The sequence below is a fragment of the Pseudomonas sp. MWU349 genome, assembly GCF_017947325.1.
In the GTDB taxonomy this organism is placed as follows: Bacteria; Pseudomonadota; Gammaproteobacteria; order Pseudomonadales; family Pseudomonadaceae; genus Aquipseudomonas; species Aquipseudomonas protegens.
In genome coordinates this window covers 267,007-285,040 of record NZ_JAFEVP010000005.1, presented here as the reverse complement: position 1 = coordinate 285,040, position 18,034 = coordinate 267,007, and the positions used below count along the sequence as shown (strand labels likewise).

The window sequence follows — 18,034 nt, the reverse complement described above, 5'->3', positions numbered from 1 at the left end:
TGTCCGAGTATTCTGCTGGGGAAAGAGGCCTTAGTCGAGTTTGCTGGCCGGCGGCTCCTGCAGCGGCTTGTCCTCGGCCACCGGGACTATGGTCTTGGCCTCGGGTTCGATGGGCACCATCTTGTATTCCTGGCCGTGGAGGTTCTTCAGGTAGACCTCCATCTGCCGGAACGAGATGTTGATGTGCTGTTTCTTGAACTCGCGGTTGATGAAGCGGTTGACCTCGTCGACCACCGGGTTGCGGTCCCCCAGCTCGCGCACGTGCATGCGCAGCTCATGGTCCAGGGTGCTTTCACCGAAGTTCAGGAAGTACACATGGGGTTCCGGCTCCTTGAGTACCCGCGGGTTCTCCCGGGCGGCCTTGAGCAGCAGTTCCTTGACCAGGTCCAGGTCCGAACCGTAGTCCACGCCGAGCTTGAGGGTCACCCGGGTGATGGTGTCGGTCAGCGACCAGTTGATCAACTGGCCGGTGATGAAGGTCTGGTTGGGGACGATGATGTCCTTGCGGTCGAAGTCGGTGATGGTGGTGGCACGGATGCGGATCTTGCTCACGGTGCCCGACAGGTTGCCGATGGTGATGGTGTCGCCGATCCGTACCGGGCGCTCGAACAGGATGATGATGCCGGAGATGAAGTTGGCGAAGATCGCCTGCATGCCGAAACCCAGGCCCACCGACAAGGCGGCCACCAGCCATTGCAGCTTGTCCCAGCTGACCCCGAGGGTCGAAAGCGTCGCAACGAAACCTATCCCGGCGATGGCGTAGGACAGCAGGGTGGTGGTGGCGTAGGCGCTGCCCTGGGCCAGGTCCAGCTTGGACAGCACCAGTACCTCCAGCAGGCCCGGCAGGTTGCGCGCCAGGGCGAAGGTGATGCCGACGATGATCAGCGCGCCGATGACGTCGCCGATGCTGATGGGCACCATGCTCATGTTGGCGCCGGTGCCGCTGGTGTATTCGTAGAGGGTGACGTTGTCCAGGTAGGAGAACACCGTGATCAGGTCCGACCATACCCAGTACAGCGCCGCCATGAAGCCGCCCAGCAGGGCCAGGCGGATCAGGCGCAGGGATTGCTCATTGACCTTCTCGATATCCAGGGTTGGCTCTTCCACCACCGCCTCGCCGCTTTCCCCGGCTTCCTTGGCGGCCTGGCGCTTGCTCAGCGCGCGCTGGTAGGCCAGGCGCCGGGCCGCCACGCTCAGGCCGCGGACGAAGGTGGCTTCGATCACCAGCCAGAACATCAGCAGGTACAGGGTGTTGATCAGCCGGTCGCTGAGTTTCAGGGCGGTGTAGTAGTAGCCGAAGCACACGGCGATGAACAGGGCGATCGGCAGCAGGGTGAAGAGCACGCCCACCGCCTTGCGGAACAGCGAGGTGTTCTGGTGGGTCGGGCTGCTCAGCAGCAGGCGGCTCAGCAGCCAGGCCATCAGTGCATAGCAGGTCAGCACCACGGCGATGCCCAGCACGTCATCAGCCAGGGCCGCAGGCTGGTGCTCGGCCACTGCCACCACGGCCACCAGCGCCAGGACCACCAGCCCCAGGCGCCGGACCCAGCCCTGGAGGAATTCCACCTGGGGTTTTTCCCAGCGGAAATGCAGTTCTGCCACGCCGCCTGGGGCGAGGATCCGATAGGCGGTATAGAACACCAGCCAGGCCTGGGCGATCTGCAGCAGCGCGGCGCCGAGGTTGGCGTTCTGCCCACGGGCGTCGATCTGCAGGGCGTAGCCACACAGAGCCAGGACCAGGGTCACCGGCATTGCCAGGAGGATGTTCACCAGGATCGCCAGCGGTGTGTGCCACTGGCTGTCGCGTTTGAAATGGCCGATGTCCTTGTGCACTTTGTTCAGGCGCGCATACAGGGCCTTGCGCCGCCACAGCAGGGCGCCGATCAGCAGCGCCAGGGGCAGGAACAGTAGCGGCCGCTGGGCCAGGCCGTCGGTCAGTTCGCTGAAGCTGGAGGCCCAGGGCAGGGTGGTGACCTGGCGCTCCAGGCGCACGGGGACGCTTTGCAGCCACTCGGCGTCCAGTGGCTTGTTGCTGGGGATCCAGAACATCTGCTCGTCGAGGGTCGCCCGCAGGCTCTGGGAGGTGCTGAGCAACTGCTTCTGGTTCAACTGCAGGGTGATGGATTCATTGAGCAGCGCGCTCAGTTCGCGGTTCAGGCGCTCCAGCAGGTCGGCACGGGTGATGGCGAGATCGATCAGGGTCCGGCGCAGTTGTGGCGTGACCTGCTCCGGGGGTTGGTTCTTGAGCAGGTTGTCGACGTAGGTGCTGGGGCTGCCCAGCAGCTCGCGCTGTTGATTGACTTCGAACTGATAGAGGCGGATGTCGGCGATTTCGTCCGCCAGGTCGCGGTCCAGCTTCAGGCGCGGCAGGGCCTGCTTCTGTTTATAGAGGATCTTCGACAGCAGCAGGCTGCCCTTGAGCACGTTGATCTGCTCGTCCAGGGCCGCATCGCTCTGGGTCACGCTGTCCAGTTGCTGCTTGGTCAGCAGGTTCTGCTGGGTCAGTTCGTTGAGGCGGTCGGTGCTTTTGAGCAGGTAGTCGGAGAGCCTGAGGTTGCTGGCGCTCTCGGTGGCCAGCAGGCTGCTGCTCCCGGCCTTCTGCGCCTCGATGGACTGCTGGGTCACGGTTTCCTGGGATTGGGCCAGGCGCTTCTGGTTGATCAGGGTCTGCAGGTCCTGGATTTCCTGCTCCAGGCGCGCGGTCTTTTCCATCAGCAGGTCATGTTGGCTGCTGCCCAGATCCTGCAATTGGCTGTTGCCGGCCAGTTCCTGGCGGCGCAGGGGGATCAGCGCGTTGATCGCTGCCAGCTCGGCGTTGAGCAGGTTGCGCTGGTCGGCGCTGAGCAGCTTGCCGCCGTCCTTGCCGGACTTGAGTGCGGCGTTGATCTGCAGGATGCGTGTCTGGCTGCTGCTGATCTCCGCCTGGGCACGCTCGGGGCGGGTCTGGGCGGTGATGTTCAGGGTATTGGCGTCGGCCAGGGCCTTTTGCAGGTCGCCTTGCAAGTTGGTGCGCTCGGTCAGCAGCTGTTCGAGCTGCGATACCGGCAACGAGCCGTAGCGCTGGAGCACCGGGACCACTTTGCTGGCTTTCAGGCGGGCCAGTTCGCGCTGGTTTTCCGCCGTCTGGCGCGGGGCACTGCTCAATTGCTGCTTGAGGTCGCTCAGGCGCTGCTCGTAGTTCTGCTTGTTGGCCAGCTGGTTCAGGGTGTTCTGCAGCAGCGTCTGCAGGGCCTTCTGGTCGGCCTCCGGCAGTTTGCGCTCGGCGATCTTGTCCAGGCTTTGCTGGACCGCCTCGGCGCTGGGCGGGTCACCGCCCTGTACCGCGCCGACAGAGAGACTCAGGCCCAGCAGGGCAACAGCGAAAAATTTACGCAGGATAGGCATAGAGGTCGGTCGAGCAAGTAGGAATAGGGGGCGTCATGCCGGGAGGCTGACGCGTTCCGCAGTTTAGAGGAAGAGTCCGGGGCCGGGGCGACTTCCTTCGGGGAATCTGACGCCGACCTTGCCGATCTTGTTCCCGTCCATCACGGCCACGGTCCAGATGGTGTTGTTCCATTCCACCTGGTCGCCGACCACCGGTGCACCACCGACCTTCTGGGCGATGAAGGCGCCCAGCGGCATGTCCGCGTCCTGGCCGTCGAGCTTGAGCCCGTAGAGCGCCGAGACCGCACCCAGCTGGGCATCGCCCTCGAGCACGAAGTCGCCGAAGAAGCGCAGGTCCAGGCCGCGTTCCGGAGCCTGGCTGAAGAGTTTGCCCAGGGCCGGGAGGTTGTGTTCATGGCCGATCACGCACAGCAGATCGTCGGCTTCGAGCACCGTACTACCCGACGGATGGAGCAGTTGCTGGCCACGAAACAGTGCGGCGATGCGCGTGCCCTCGGGCATTTTCAGCTCCCGCAGGGCCGCGCCGATGCACCACTTCTCCGCCCCCAGGCGGTAGACGAACAGCTCCCACTCGCTGGTGACGTGGACTTCCAGGGCCGCCCGGGAGATGGGTGCCGGCTCCGGTGGCACCGTGACCTTCAGCCACTTGGCCACCCACGGCAGGCTGGTGCCCTGCAGCAGCAGCGAGATCAGCACGATGAAGAACGCCAGGTTGAAGTACAGCTGGGCATTGGGCAGCCCGGCCATCAGCGGGAACACCGCGAGAATGATCGGGACCGCACCGCGTAGCCCGACCCAGGAAATGAAGGCCTTTTCCCGGCCATGGAAAGCCTTGAACGGGGCCAGGCCCACCAGCACCGACAGCGGTCGGGCGAACAGGATCATCCACAGCGCCAGGCCCAGGGCCGGCAGCGCGATAGGCAGCAGGTCGTGGGGGGTGACCAGCAGCCCCAGCACCAGGAACATGCCGATCTGCGCCAGCCAGGCCATGCCGTCGAGCATGTGCAGGATGCCGTGGCGGCTGCGTACCGGGCGGTTGCCGATCACCAGGCCGCACAGGTACACGGCGAGGAAGCCGCTGCCGTGCAGGGCGTTGGTCAGGGCGAACACCACCAGGCCGCCGGCCACCACCAGGATCGGGTACAGGCCGGTGGCCAGGTGGATGCGGTTGACCAGTTGCAGCATCAGCCAGCCACCGCCCAGGCCGATCACCGCGCCGATGCCGAACTCGCGGATCAGGTCCGTCAGCAGGCTCCAGTGCAGGCCGGTGTGGCCGCTGGCGAGCATGTCGATCAGGGTCACGGTGAGGAACACCGCCATCGGGTCGTTGCTGCCGGATTCGATCTCCAGGCTGGCGGTGACCCGCTCGTTGAGGCCCTTGCCCCCCAGCAGCGAGAACACCGCGGCGGCGTCGGTGGAGCCGACGATGGCGCCGATCAGCAGGCCCTGGATCAGGTTGAGGTCGAACAGCCAGGCGGCCGCCATGCCGGTCAGGCCAGTGGTGATCAGCACCCCCACCGTGGCCAGGGACAGCGCCGGCCACAGGGCCACGCGGAAGCTCGCGACCCGGGTACGCAAGCCGCCGTCCAGCAGGATCACGGCCAGGGCCAGGTTGCCTACCAGGTAGGCGGTCGGGTAGTTGTCGAAGATGATGCCGCCGCCATCCACCCCGGCGGTCATGCCCACGGCCAGGATGATCACCAGGATCGGGATGCCCAGGCGCGATGAAAGTGAACTCACCAGAATGCTCGCACCTACCAGCAACGCGCCGATCAAGAACAGGCTGTTGATGGTCGTCGCATTCAAAGGCAGTACTCCAGGGCGAAAAAGGCGGGCGCAGGCTGACCATGCAGTCTGCGTGCCAGCGATTCTAACCTGTTGAAATACGCCACTGTCAAAAAGCTTTTGGCGACAGTGGCGGATTCCCCAGGTGCGAATTCCGGCGCCGATTTACCGGCGCCATCCGGGGCTGGCGGGGTGTTTCAGAGGCGGAAGCGGGCAACCATGCCGTTGAGGTCCACGGCCAGGCGCGACAGCTCGTTGCTGGCTGCACTGGTCTGGTTGGCACCGGTGGAGGACTGCACCGACAAGTCGCGGATGTTCACCAGGTTGCGGTCCACTTCCCGGGCCACCTGGGCCTGTTCTTCAGCGGCGCTGGCGATCACCAGGTTTCGTTCGTTGATCTCGATGATGGCGCTGTTGATGGTGTCCAGGGACAGGCCGGCACCCCGGGCGATGTTCAGGGTCGACTCGGCGCGCTCGGTGCTGTTGCGCATGGAATCCACGGCGTGCTCGGTGCCGCTCTGGATGCTGCCGATCATGCGTTCGATCTCGCTGGTGGACTGCTGGGTGCGGTGGGCCAGGGCGCGGACTTCGTCGGCGACCACGGCAAAACCACGACCGGCCTCACCGGCACGGGCGGCTTCGATGGCGGCATTGAGGGCCAGCAGGTTGGTCTGGTCGGCCAGGCCGCGAATCACGTCCAGCACCTTGCCGATGTCCCGGGACTCGTTGGCCAGGTCGCCGATCAGGCTGGCGGTGCCCTGCACGTCGGAACTCATGCGCTCGATGGCCGACACGGTTTCCTGCACCAGGTCGCGGCCGTCGCCGGCGGAGGCGGTGGCATTCTTCGACGCTTCGGAGGTGCTCACCGCATTGCGTGCCACTTCTTCCACGGCGCTGGTCATTTCGTTGACCGCGGTGGCGGCCTGTTCGATCTCGTTGTTCTGCTGGGTCAGGCCGCGGGCGCTTTCCTCGGTGACGCTGTTGAGCTCTTCGGCCGCCGAGGCCAACTGGGTGGCGGAACCGGAGATGCGCTGCAGGGTGTCGCGCAGTTTTTCCTGCATTTTGGCCATGGCCTGCAACAGGCGCCCGGCCTCGTCACTGCCATCGACCTTGATCGGCCGGGTCAGGTTGCCCTCGGCGATTTCTTCGGCGGCGCCCAGGGCGTTGGCGATGGGCAGGGTGATGCTGCGGGTCAGCAGCCAGGCGAAGAGGAAGGTCAGGCCAGTAGCCAGTACCAGCAGCGCCACCACCAGGTTGAAGGCCGAGGAGTACTGCTCGGCGGCTTTCTGGTTGGTGTCCACGGTCTGCTGGGTGTTGATCTCCAGCAGCCGGTTGAGCACGGTGTTCATGGCTTCGGAGTTGTTCAGCAGTTCGGTGTTGAGCAAGTTGCGCAGCTCATCCACCTGATTGTTGCGCGACAGGCTCTTCATCCGCTCTTCGATCTGCCGATACTGGCCCAGCAACTGCACGTACTGATCGTAGGCGGCTTTTTCCGCCGGGCTGCTGATCAGCTTTTCATAGGTCGCCTGGGCTGTGCGGATCTGCTGGTTGCGCATCTCCAGCAGTTCCACGGTCTTTTGTTGTACGTCCGGTTCGCGGTTGACCAGCAAACGGTAGGACAGCACCCGCAGGCGCAGGGTCAGTTGGGTGAATTCGTCGAGGCTCTTGATGCTCGGCACGCTGCTCAGGGTGATGTCTTCGGCGGCACCGCGGATCTTGCTCATCTGGTTCAGGGCGAACACCCCGAGGATCAGCATCAAGCCGCCGATCATGGCGAAGCCGAGGAAGGCCCGCGGAGCGATATTCATATTACGAAGGGACATGGTAGGTACCAAAAAGGGCGCATCCGTGCGGGGCTTGAGACTGACTCTACCGTGACTTATCGGTCGTACGACTAAAGTCTTGAGTCTTGCCGTGGATTAAGCCTGTCCGGTACCTGCCTGCTGGAGTCCCTTGAGCGCCACCTTTACCAGCCCCACCGCTCAACGGCGGGAGCTGGAGCAGGGCGCAAGGGCTTCAGAGCTTGAATCGGGTGACCAGGTTGCTCAGGTCGACCGCCAGGCGTGACAGTTCGTTGCTGGCGGCCTGGGTCTGGTTGGCGCCGGTGGTGGACTGTACCGACAGGTCGCGGATGTTCACCAGGTTGCGGTCCACTTCCCGGGCCACCTGGGCCTGTTCTTCAGCGGCGCTGGCGATCACCAGGTTGCGTTCGTTGATTTCGCTGATGGCGCTGTTGATGGTGTCCAGGGACTGGCCGGCACCCCGGGCAATGCTCAGGGTCGACTCGGCGCGCTCGGTGCTGTTGCGCATAGAATCCACGGCGTGCTCGGTGCCAGTCTGGATGCTGCCGATCATGCGTTCGATTTCGCTGGTGGACTGCTGGGTGCGGTGGGCCAGTGCGCGGACTTCGTCGGCGACCACGGCAAAACCACGACCGGCCTCACCGGCACGGGCGGCCTCGATGGCGGCATTGAGGGCCAGCAGGTTGGTCTGGTCGGCCAGGCCGCGAATCACGTCCAGCACCTTGCCGATGTCCCGGGACTCGTTGGCCAGGTCGCCGATCAGGCTGGCGGTGCCCTGCACGTCGGAGCTCATGCGCTCGATGGCCGACACGGTTTCGCGCACCAGGTCGCGGCCGTCGCCGGCGGAAGTGGTGGCACTCTTCGAGGCTTCGGAGGTGCTCACCGCATTGCGTGCCACTTCCTCCACGGCGCTGGTCATTTCATTGACTGCGGTGGCGGCCTGTTCGATCTCGTTGTTCTGCTGGGTCAGGCCGCGGGCGCCTTCCTCGGTGACGCTGTTGAGCTCTTCGGCCGCCGACGCCAACTGATGGGCGGAGCCGGAAATACTCTGCAGGGTGTCGCGCAGCTTCTCCTGCATCGTGACCATGGCTTGCAGCAGGCGCCCGGCCTCGTCGCTGCCATCGACCGTGATGGGGCGGGTCAGGTTGCCTTCGGCGATCTCTTCGGCGGCCCTCAGGGCATTGGCGATGGGCAGGGTGATGCTGCGGATCAGGCGCCAGGCGAACAGCAGGGTGAGGGCGCTGGCCAGCACCAGCAGCCCCACCACCAGATTGAAGGCGTTGCGGTACTGAGCGGCAGCGTCATCGTCGGCGACGGTAGCGTAATGACTGTTGATCTCCACCAGTTGGTTGAGGACCGCGTTGATCTTTTCGGCGCTGTCCATCAGGTCGGTATTGAGCAGTTGTTGCATGGCCTCAAGCTGGTTGTTGTGCGACAGCTCGATCAGTTGGCTCTCCAACTGCCGGTGGTGGCTCAGCAGCGTGCTGTATTGCTCGTAGGCCTGGCGCTCCTCGGGGCTGCTGATGAGCTTCAGGTACTGGGCCCGTGCTTGTTCGATCTTCTGGTTGCGCTGGTCGATGGCATCCAGGGTCTGCTGCTGGGCCTGGGGTTCGCGGTTGAGCAGCAGCCGGTAGGCCTGGACCCGTTGGCGCAGGCTGAGCTGGGTGAATTCATCGACGCTCTTGATGCTCGGGATGGTGTCCTGGCTCATGCGCTCGGTGGCTGAGCGGATCTTGCCCATCTGATTGAGGGCGAACACCCCGAGAAACAGCATCAGGCAGCCGATCAGGGCAAATCCGAGGAAGGCCCTCGGGGCAATATTCAGGGAGCGCAGGGACATGGACATTACCTCGGGTGAGCGCTTTATTGCGCTGGCAGGATCAGGGACGTACCTGTCTATCGCGTTGAACAATGGCTTCTTGAACCGGCGGATGCAGTTTCAGAAATTTCTTATGCGTAACTGGGAAAGTTCATAAAAGTCCGAGACTCCGACGAGGCGTCAGGAACCGGAACGCAGAATGACAGTCTCTAACAGCTCTCGCGGAAGGGTCATCGCCAGTAAAATCAAGGCTTTGCGCCTGGATAACCCTGGCATCCAGGGTGACTTTTCTTTATCGTACGCGCCCTTTGCAAAAAGCCCGGAAGATCAAAATGTTGGAAGCATCCCTCAGCCAATTGGAACAGCTGGTCAGCGACCTGGTGGTACAGAACCAGGAACTGCTCGGCACGAACGCAGCCCTCAAGGAACAACTGGACCAGGCCAAGGATGAAAACGAAAGCCTGCAACTGAGCCTGATGGAGCAGGAAGAAAAGCAAGGCGCCACCGCTGCCCGCATCCAGGCGCTGGTTGAGCGTGTCAGCGCGAGCCCGGCCAATCCATGAGACATCACATCGATGGAGTGAAGGTCGTTTCGATCCTGGGGGAGGATTACTCGATCAAGGCGCCGGCCGGGGAAGAACAGACCCTGATGGACGCTGCGCTGATGCTCAAGGCGGCCCTGGCCGACACCAAGAAGAAGTACCCGACGCTGATCGGCGAGCGCCTGCTGGTGCTGGCGGCGATGAACCTGTGCTCGCAGCAGATCGAGATGCAGAAGCGCCATGCCCAGGAATTGGAGCGCTATCAGGAGCAAGTGAGCGCCACCGTCGAGGTCATCGCCAAGACCATTCAACAGAACTGACGGAACTGCACACAGCCGCAGGGTATGGGTTGGACAAACATAGCTAATGTTTGTATACAACCTTCCGCGGCTGGCGCGACATTTCAGCCTCTTATACCAATAAGAAAGAGGTGTTCCATGCAATTCTGGCGACGCAGTATTCAATGGCAACTGGTCCTGAGCATGGGCTCGGCCCTGTTGGTCAGCCTGCTGGTGGTGGTGGCGGTCTACACGGTGGTGATCAACCACCTGACCCAGAACTACCTGGTGGACAAGGCGCTGCCTTCGAGCATCGAAGCCATGCGCAACGATATCGAACGCATCCTTGCCCAGCCGCTGACGGTCGCCCGGGACATTGCCAGCAACGGCATGCTGCGCGATTGGCTGGCAGGCGGCGAGGATCCGGCCCAGGCCCAGGTGTTCGTCGATTACCTGGAAGGCATCCGCGCCGAAAATCACGCCTTCACCACCTTGATGGTGGGCACCGCGACCAACCACTACTACAACGAGAAGGGGCTGGATCGCACCCTCAGCCGTTCCAATCCCAAGGACGCCTGGTTCTACCGCTTCATCGACAGCGATCAGCCGCGGCTGCTCAACATCGACACCGATGTGGCCACCGGCGAGCTGGCGATGTTCATCGACATGCGGGTCAAGAAGGACGGCAAGCTGGTGGGGGTGGCCGGGCTCGGCCTGAAAATGCAGGCGCTGTCGCAACTGATCCATGACTTCAGCTTCGGCGAGCGCGGCAAGGTCTATCTGGTGCGCGCCGACGGCTTGATCCAGGTTCACCCCGAGGCGCAGTTCAGCGGCAAGCGGCAACTGTCCGAGCAGATCGGCGAGCCGGCCGCCCTGGCGGTCATGGGGCACGAGGGGCTGTCCAGCAGCCGGTTCGTGCGCGACGGCGAAGACTTTGTGGCCCTGAGCCTGCCACTGCGGGGCATGGGTTGGTCGCTGGTGGCCGAGGTGCCCGAAGCGCAGATCTACGCCGATGCCCGGCAAACCTTGTGGCTGACCACCGGCATTGGCCTGGCTATCGCCCTGGTCTGCCTGCTGCTGGTGATCTGGCTGGCTCGCGGCCTGGTGCGGCCGGTGCGCCAGGTAACCGCCGGGCTGGTAGCCATCGGCAGCGGTGGTGGCGACCTGACCCTGCGCCTGGATGCCAGCCGGGCCGACGAGCTGGGGGACCTGGCCCGGGGCTTCAATCGTTTTCTCGACAGCCAGCACGGCATGATCGGCGAAGTGCTGGCCACCACCGAGCGTCTGCGCTCATCCGTGGGGCAGGTGGCGGCGGTGGTGGAGAACACTGCCGAGCGCTCGGGGCGGCAGCAGGAAATGACCGACATGGTGGCCACGGCCGTGCACCAGATGGGCCTGACCGTCCAGGACATCGCGCGCAATGCCGGGCAGGCGGCCGATGCGTCCCAGGCCGCCCGGGATGAGGCCCAGCTGGCCCAGGGGGTGGTGGACGGCTCGATCCGGCACATCGAAAGCATGTCCGGGGAAATTGCCCTGGCCGCCGGCGCTGTCAGTGAGCTGGCGCATCAGGTGGCCTCCATCGATCAGGTGCTGGCGGTGATCCGCGGGGTCTCCGAGCAGACCAACCTGCTGGCCCTCAATGCGGCTATCGAGGCAGCCCGTGCCGGGGAAATGGGCCGTGGCTTTGCCGTGGTGGCGGACGAAGTGCGGACCCTGGCCCAGCGCACCCAGGCTTCCACCGACGAGATCCAGCAGATGATCCAGAGCCTCAAGCAGGGCGCGGAGAATGCCGTGGCCTCCATGCATGCCGGGCAGTCGGCCACGGGTACCGGGGTTCAGTCCAGCCAGCAGACCGGGGCTTCGCTGACCGCGATCACCGGGCAGGTGGAGCACATCAGCGACATGAACCAGCAAGTGGCCACCGCCACCGAGGAGCAATCGGCGGTGACCGAAGAGATCAACCGCAATGTCCAGGGCATCTCCGATCTGGCCCGGGCCACCGCGGCCGAAGTCCAGGCCTGCCGTGAAGACTGCCGGACCCTGCAGCGCCTCTCCGAGGACCTGGCCCGACAGGTGGGCGGCTTCAAGCTGCACTGACTACCCGTCGCGGTGTATCAAGCCGGACGCCTTCGCCGGCAAGCCGGCTCCTACGGGGAGCAGCGGCGCCTGGTGTAGGCGCTGGCTTGCCAACGAACCGCCTGCCGCGGTATGTCAGGCCGTGCGCCTTTGCTGGCAAGCCGGCTCCTACGGGGAGCAGCGGCGCCTGGTGTAGGCGCTGACTTGCCAGCGAACCGCCTGCCGCGGTGTATCAGGCCGGGCGCCTTCGCCGGCAAGCCGGCTCCCGGGCGGCCTCAGAACCAGGCGTCCTGCATGCTCAGGCAGGTATCGTCCCGCGCTTCCAGCAGTGCCAGCTCGTGCTGGCAGCCTGGCACTTCCCAGGTCAGGAAGTAGCGCGCGGCCTGCAACTTGCCCAGGTAGAAATCCCGATCCGCCGCCACTGCTCGCGCCAGCCCTTCCTCGGCCCGGATGGCCTGTTCCAGCCAGCGCCAGCCGATCACCGCATGGCCGAAGGCCTTCAGGTACAGCGCCGAGTTGGCCAGGGTGGCGGTGACCTTGCCGCTGGCCAGATCCCCCAGCAGCCCCAGCGTCACGCTCTGCAGGCGCGTGACCAGTTGTTCCAGGGGCAGGCGCAGGGTGTCCAGTGATTGATGGGCGCGGGCTCGCTCGCCGGTCTCGGCAATCAGGCGTATCAGGCGCTTGAGCCCGGCGCCGCCGTTCTGCGCCAGCTTGCGCCCCAGCAGGTCCAGGGACTGGATGCCGTGGGTGCCTTCGTGAATCGGGTTCAGGCGGTTGTCGCGGTAGTACTGCTCCACCGGGTACTCCCGGGTATAGCCGTGGCCGCCGAGAATCTGGATCGCCAGTTCGTTGGCCTTCAGGCAGAACTCTGAAGGCCAGGACTTGACGATCGGGGTCAGCAGGTCCAGCAGTTCGTGGGCCTGCTGGCGCCCGGCCTCGTCGGCCAGGGTGGTGGTGTCGTCGAACAGCCGCGCCGCGTACAGCCCCAGGTCGAAGGCGCCCTCGACGTAGGCCTTCTGGGTCAGCAGCATGCGCCGCACATCGGCGTGCTGGATGATCGCCACCGGCGCGGTGCTCGGGTCCTTGCTGTCCGGCAGGCGACCTTGCGGGCGTTCGCGGGCGTATTCCAGGGAGTACAGGTAGCCGGCGTAGCCGAGCATCACCGCACCCATGCCGACGCCGATCCGCGCCTCGTTCATCATCTGGAACATGTAGCTCAGGCCGTGATGGGGCTTGCCCACCAGATAGCCCACGCACTGGCCGTTATCGCCGAAGTTCAGCGCGGTGGAGGTGGTGCCGCGCCAGCCCATCTTGTGGAACAGCCCAGCCAGCAGCACATCGTTGCGCGGCCCCAGGCTGCCGTCGTCGTTGACCAGGAACTTGGGCACGATAAACAGCGAAATGCCCTTCACCCCGGGCGGCGCGTCCGGCAGCTTGGCCAGGACCATGTGCACGATGTTTTCCGACAGCGGGTGGTCGCCGCCGGAAATGAAGATCTTGTTGCCCTTGAGCCGGTAGCTGCCGTCGGCGGCCGGTTCGGCGCGGGTGCGGATATCCGATAGCGACGAGCCGGCATGGGGCTCGGTCAGGGCCATGGTGCCGAAGAAGCGACCGTCGATCATCGGCTGCAGGAAGCGTTGTTTCTGTTCTTCGGTGCCGAAGCTCTCGATCAGGTTGGCGGCGCCCATGGTCAGGAACGGGTAGGAGGTCGAGGCCGCGTTGGCCGCCTGGAAGTGGGCGAAGCAGGCCTGGGACAGCAGGGTTGGCAGTTGCATGCCGCTGGCTTCGAAACTGCGTGCGGCATTCAGGAAGCCGGCTTCGAGGAACGCATCCACCGCCGGTTTCACCTCGGGGATCAGCACCGCCTGGCCGTCTTCGTAGCGTGGCTCGTGCTCATCGCCCTTGCGGTTGTGCGGGGCGAAGAACTTCTCGGCGATGCTGCGGGCGGTGCCCAGGGCGGCGTCGAAGGTTTCCCGGTTGTGTTCGGCAAACCGCTCGCGCTGGGTCAGGCCCTCGGCGTCGAGTACCTCATACAGTTCGAAGGCCAGATTGCGGGAACTGAGCAGCGTCTCGGACATGGCGGCATACCTGTGGGATAGGGAATGGGCCGAGTCTAGGCGCGTGAATGAAGGCTGGATAGCAAGATTGATGTGGGTGATAAAGATGCCAAACAGGCACAGCCCCTGTCACCGCTGCCGAAGGCTGCGATAAGTCCCGCAGGAACTTCGGCGGCAATGAAATCGCTACGGCCGTTCCGGCCGATCGCAGCCTGCAGCAGCGGCGACAGGAAATGGCGTCGGGCAAAAAAAAGAGCGCCGCTGAGGGCGCTCTTTTCCATGGTGATGACTATCGGCTTCAGCCGATGGTCATCAGGCTGGCGTTGCCGCCGGCCGCTGCGGTGTTGACGCTCAAGGCGCGCTCGATCACCAGGCGCTCCAGGGCAATCGCGGTCTCGCCCTGGGACAGGCCCTGGACGCCGACGATGGCACCGGCACGCTGGGCCACCTGCTGGCAGACGCTGCGCAGCTGGTCGGAATCCCCGTGGTGCAGCACGGCGTCGAATACCACGTCGTCCTTGCTCCAGTCGGCCACGCGCTGGATGCGTGCCTGGACTTCCTTCGGCAAGCGGGCGAACAGCGCCTTGCTGATCTCGCTTTCCGGCCACACCGCCGAGCCACCGACGGCCAGCACGGCTGCCAGTTGGGTCAGCAGGTCACCCTCGACCTCCGCCAGGCACAGAACGTGCTCGCGGGGCAGGATGGCGTAGCTGTTGCGCTCGCCGGTAGGGCCGGTCAACTGTCGGGTGATGCCGCTCTGGGACTGGCCGGCGAACTGTTTGCACAGGATCGCCAGTTCCGCCAGTTTGCTGCTTTCGGCCCAGGCTTGCAGGGCGTTCAACGGCTTGCTGAGGGCTTCGCGCAGGCGCAGGTCCGGGGCGTTCTCGGCGTCGCCACGGGCAAAGGACTGCTCGATGGCATCCACCGGGCGGGTCGACAGCAGGCGGTACAGGTACAGCGGGCCGCCGGCTTTCGGGCCGGTGCCCGACAGGCCTTCGCCGCCGAACGGCTGCACGCCGACCACGGCACCGACGATGTTGCGGTTGACGTAGACGTTACCGGCGTGGACGTTGTCCACCACCTTGGCGATGGTCTCGTCGATCCGGGTGTGCACGCCCAGGGTCAGGCCGTAGCCGGAAGCGTTGATCTGGGCGATCAGCTGGTCGATGTCCTTGCGCTTGTAGCGCACCACGTGCAGCACCGGACCGAAGATCTCGCGTTGCAGCTCGTCGAAGCTTTCCAGCTCGATCAGGGTCGGCATGACAAAGGTGCCGCGCTTGCATTCTTCGCCGTCGGCGATGGCCATCTGGTACACGCTGCGACCTTTGTCGCGCATGGCCTGGATGTGCTTCTCGATGCCGGCCTTGGCTTCGGCGTCGATCACCGGGCCGATGTCCACCGACAGGCGCTCCGGGTTGCCCAGGCGGCTTTCGGCCATGGCGCCCTTGAGCATTTCGATCACGCGGTCGGCGGAATCTTCCTGCAGGCACAGCACGCGCAGGGCCGAGCAACGCTGGCCGGCGCTGTCGAAGGCCGAGGACACCACGTCGATGACCACCTGCTCGGTCAGGGCCGAGGAGTCGACGATCATCGCGTTCTGGCCGCCGGTTTCGGCGATCAGCGGGATCGGCCGGCCCTGGTTGTCCAGGCGGCCGGCGATGTTGCGTTGCAGCAGACGCGCAACTTCGGTGGAGCCGGTGAACATCACGCCCTTGACGCGCTCGTCACCCACCAGGCGGGCACCGACGCTTTCGCCCTGGCCCGGCAGCAGTTGCAGCACGCCTTCGGGAATCCCGGCTTCGAGCAGCAGGCGCACGGCCTGGGCCGCCACCAGCGGGGTCTGTTCGGCCGGCTTGGCCAGGACCGGGTTACCGGCAGCGAGGGCCGCGGCGACCTGGCCACTGAAGATGGCCAGCGGGAAGTTCCATGGGCTGATGCACACCACCGGGCCCAGTGGGCGGTGGGCGTCGTTGCTGAAGTCGTTGCGGGCCTGCACCGCGTAGTAGCGCAGGAAGTCCACGGCTTCACGCACTTCGGCGATGGCGTTGGCGAAGGTCTTGCCGGCTTCCCGGGCCAGCAGGCCCATCAGCGGCTGGATCTCGCCTTCCATCAGGTCGGCGGCGCGTTCCAGGATTGCAGCGCGTTCGGCCGGCGGTGTGGCCTGCCAGATCGGTGCGGCGTTGAGGGCGCACTGGATGGCGTTGTCGACGTCTTCGACCGTGGCTTCCTGGACGTGGCCCACCACATCGCGATGGTCCGACGGGTTGAGTACCGGCGCCGGGGTTTCGCTGCTGGCGGCGCAACCGAGCATCGGTGCGGCTTTCCAGTTGTTGTGGGCAGTGGCCAGCAGTGCGCAGGACAGCGAAGCCAGGCGGTGTTCGTTTGCCATGTCGATGCCGGCGGAGTTGGCCCGCTCGGCGCCATACAGGTCACGCGGCAATGGAATGCGCGGGTGCGGCAGGCCGAAGCCGCCTTCCAGGGTGGCCATCTGTTCGATCTGGGTCACCGGGTCGGCCACCAGTTCCTGGATCGAGATCGACTGGTCGGCGATACGGTTGACGAACGAGGTGTTGGCGCCGTTTTCCAGCAGCCGGCGTACCAGGTAGGCCAGCAGGGTTTCGTGGGTGCCCACCGGCGCATAGACGCGGCATGGACGGTTCAGCTTGCCCTCGGCAACCTTGCCCACCACTTGCTCGTACAGCGGTTCGCCCATGCCGTGCAGGCACTGGAATTCGTACTGGCCGGGGTAATAGTTCTGGCCGGCAATGTGGTAGATCGCCGACAGAGTGTGGGCGTTGTGGGTGGCGAACTGCGGGTAGATGACTTCCGGCACCGACAGCAGCTTGCGGGCGCAGGCGATGTAGGAAACGTCGGTGTACACCTTGCGGGTGTAGACCGGATAGCCTTCCAGGCCTTCGACCTGGGCGCGCTTGATCTCGCTGTCCCAGTAGGCGCCTTTCACCAGGCGGATCATCAGGCGGTGACGGCTGCGACGGGCCAGATCGATGACGTAGTCGATCACGTACGGGCAGCGCTTCTGGTAGGCCTGGATCACGAAGCCGATGCCGTTCCAGCCGGTCAGTTGCGGCTCGAAGCACAGGCGCTCCAGCAGGTCCAGGGACAGCTCCAGGCGGTCGGCTTCCTCGGCGTCGATGTTCAGGCCGATGTCGTACTGCTTGGCCAGCAGGGTCAGGGACAGCAGGCGCGGGTACAGCTCTTCCATCACGCGCTCGTACTGGGCGCGGCTGTAGCGCGGGTGCAGGGCCGAGAGCTTGATGGAGATGCCCGGGCCTTCATAGATGCCGCGACCGTGGGAGGCCTTGCCGATGGAGTGGATGGCCTGCTCGTAGGACGCGAGGTACTTCTGTGCGTCGTGCTCGGTCAGTGCGGCTTCACCGAGCATGTCGTAGGAATAGCGGAAGCCCTTGGCTTCGAACTTGCTGGCGTTGGCCAGGGCTTCGGCGATGGTTTCGCCGGTGACGAACTGTTCGCCCATCAAGCGCATGGCCATGTCCACGCCCTTGCGGATCATCGGCTCGCCGCTCTTGCCGATGATGCGGCTCAGGGAGGAGGTCAGGCCTGCCTCGTTGTGGGTCGACACCAGCTTGCCGGTGAGCAGCAGGCCCCAGGTGGCGGCGTTGACGAACAGCGACGGGCTGTTGCCCAGGTGCGGCTGCCAGTTGCCGGTGCTGATCTTGTCGCGGATCAGCGCGTCACGGGTGCCCTTGTCGGGGATGCGCAACAGGGCTTCGGCCAGGCACATCAGCGCCACGCCTTCCTGGGACGACAGGGAGAATTCCTGCAGCAGGCCCTGGACGATACCGGCACGGCCGCCGGCGCTCTTCTGGTTGCGCAGCTTCTCGGCGATCGAGGCGGCCAGCTTGTTTGCGGCTTCGGCGGTGGCGGCCGGCAGGCGCGCCTGCTCCAGCAGCATCGGCACCACTTCCGGTTCCGGGCGGCGGTAGGCGGCGGTGATCGAGGCGCGCAGCACCGACTGCGGGAGAATGCTTTCGGCGAACTCCAGGAAGCATTGGTGAGCGTGATCGGTTTGCACCTCGCCGGCGTCATCGCCGTCTTTGGCGGTGATACTGCTCAGCTCGGACAGGGTTGCACCACCCTCGAGTTTTTCCAGGTAATTGAAAATCGCCTGCTTGATCAGCCAGTGCGGCGTACGATCGATCGAGGCCGCGGCGGCCTTGAGGCGCTCGCGGGTAGGGTCGTCGAGTTTGACCCCGAGGGTGGTGGTAGCCATATTTTTATCCTCATGTTTGCCACGCACGTGTGGCATCAG

Annotated in this window: 9 protein-coding genes; 3 read left to right on the top strand and 6 right to left on the bottom strand. The window is 64.8% G+C overall.

Annotation, left to right across the window (positions count from 1 at the left end; genetic code table 11):
- Positions 1-30: 30 nt before the first annotated feature.
- From mscK to KCG88_RS21335, 4 genes are all read right to left on the bottom strand, one after another.
- Entirely contained in the window at positions 31-3,384 is a 3,354-nt protein-coding gene (gene mscK, locus KCG88_RS21350) for a mechanosensitive channel MscK (protein WP_047283632.1), read from the bottom strand.
- A gap of 63 nt (positions 3,385-3,447) precedes the next feature.
- Positions 3,448-5,190 (bottom strand): potassium/proton antiporter, encoded by a 1,743-nt coding sequence (locus KCG88_RS21345; protein WP_047283633.1) that lies wholly within the window; start codon positions 5,188-5,190, stop codon positions 3,448-3,450.
- 176 nt (positions 5,191-5,366) lie between these two features.
- The gene (locus KCG88_RS21340) at positions 5,367-6,992 is read right to left on the bottom strand and encodes a methyl-accepting chemotaxis protein (protein ID WP_183000680.1); all 1,626 of its coding nucleotides are present in this window, start codon (positions 6,990-6,992) and stop codon (positions 5,367-5,369) included.
- 193 nt (positions 6,993-7,185) lie between these two features.
- The gene (locus tag KCG88_RS21335; RefSeq protein ID WP_210713047.1) at positions 7,186-8,811 is read right to left on the bottom strand and encodes a methyl-accepting chemotaxis protein; all 1,626 of its coding nucleotides are present in this window, start codon (positions 8,809-8,811) and stop codon (positions 7,186-7,188) included.
- 311 nt (positions 8,812-9,122) lie between these two features.
- Here KCG88_RS21335 and KCG88_RS21330 point away from each other — a divergent pair, with 311 nt between their 5' ends.
- From KCG88_RS21330 to KCG88_RS21320, 3 genes are all read left to right on the top strand, one after another.
- Complete coding sequence (locus tag KCG88_RS21330; RefSeq protein WP_015633896.1) at positions 9,123-9,353, top strand: hypothetical protein; 231 nt, start codon at positions 9,123-9,125, stop codon at positions 9,351-9,353.
- Complete coding sequence (locus KCG88_RS21325; protein ID WP_011058865.1) at positions 9,350-9,652, top strand: cell division protein ZapA; 303 nt, start codon at positions 9,350-9,352, stop codon at positions 9,650-9,652. Before KCG88_RS21330 ends, KCG88_RS21325 begins: the two co-directional genes overlap by 4 nt.
- A 117-nt stretch (positions 9,653-9,769) precedes the next feature.
- Positions 9,770-11,707 (top strand): methyl-accepting chemotaxis protein, encoded by a 1,938-nt coding sequence (locus KCG88_RS21320; protein ID WP_210713046.1) that lies wholly within the window; start codon positions 9,770-9,772, stop codon positions 11,705-11,707.
- Positions 11,708-11,961: 254 nt separating this feature from the next.
- Here the strand turns inward: KCG88_RS21320 and KCG88_RS21315 are convergent, their stop codons facing one another.
- Together KCG88_RS21315 and putA are read right to left on the bottom strand one after the other, a co-directional pair.
- Positions 11,962-13,764 carry an acyl-CoA dehydrogenase gene (locus KCG88_RS21315; protein WP_210713045.1) on the bottom strand — a complete coding sequence of 601 codons (1,803 nt, stop codon included), beginning with the start codon at positions 13,762-13,764 and terminating at the stop codon, positions 11,962-11,964.
- Positions 13,765-14,041: 277 nt separating this feature from the next.
- A complete protein-coding gene (putA, locus tag KCG88_RS21310; RefSeq protein WP_047283637.1) occupies positions 14,042-17,995 on the bottom strand; it encodes a trifunctional transcriptional regulator/proline dehydrogenase/L-glutamate gamma-semialdehyde dehydrogenase in 3,954 nt (1,317 codons plus the stop codon).
- Positions 17,996-18,034 lie beyond the last annotated feature (39 nt).

Coding starts and splice junctions, on each gene's coding strand:
- mscK (WP_047283632.1), bottom strand. CDS start 3,384: ATGCCTATCCTGCGTAAATTTTTCGCTGTTGCCCTGCTGGGCCTGAGT.
- KCG88_RS21340 (WP_183000680.1), bottom strand. CDS start 6,992: ATGTCCCTTCGTAATATGAATATCGCTCCGCGGGCCTTCCTCGGCTTC.
- KCG88_RS21335 (WP_210713047.1), bottom strand. CDS start 8,811: ATGTCCCTGCGCTCCCTGAATATTGCCCCGAGGGCCTTCCTCGGATTT.
- KCG88_RS21330 (WP_015633896.1), top strand. CDS start 9,123: ATGTTGGAAGCATCCCTCAGCCAATTGGAACAGCTGGTCAGCGACCTG.
- KCG88_RS21325 (WP_011058865.1), top strand. CDS start 9,350: ATGAGACATCACATCGATGGAGTGAAGGTCGTTTCGATCCTGGGGGAG.
- KCG88_RS21320 (WP_210713046.1), top strand. CDS start 9,770: ATGCAATTCTGGCGACGCAGTATTCAATGGCAACTGGTCCTGAGCATG.
- KCG88_RS21315 (WP_210713045.1), bottom strand. CDS start 13,764: ATGTCCGAGACGCTGCTCAGTTCCCGCAATCTGGCCTTCGAACTGTAT.
- putA (WP_047283637.1), bottom strand. CDS start 17,995: ATGGCTACCACCACCCTCGGGGTCAAACTCGACGACCCTACCCGCGAG.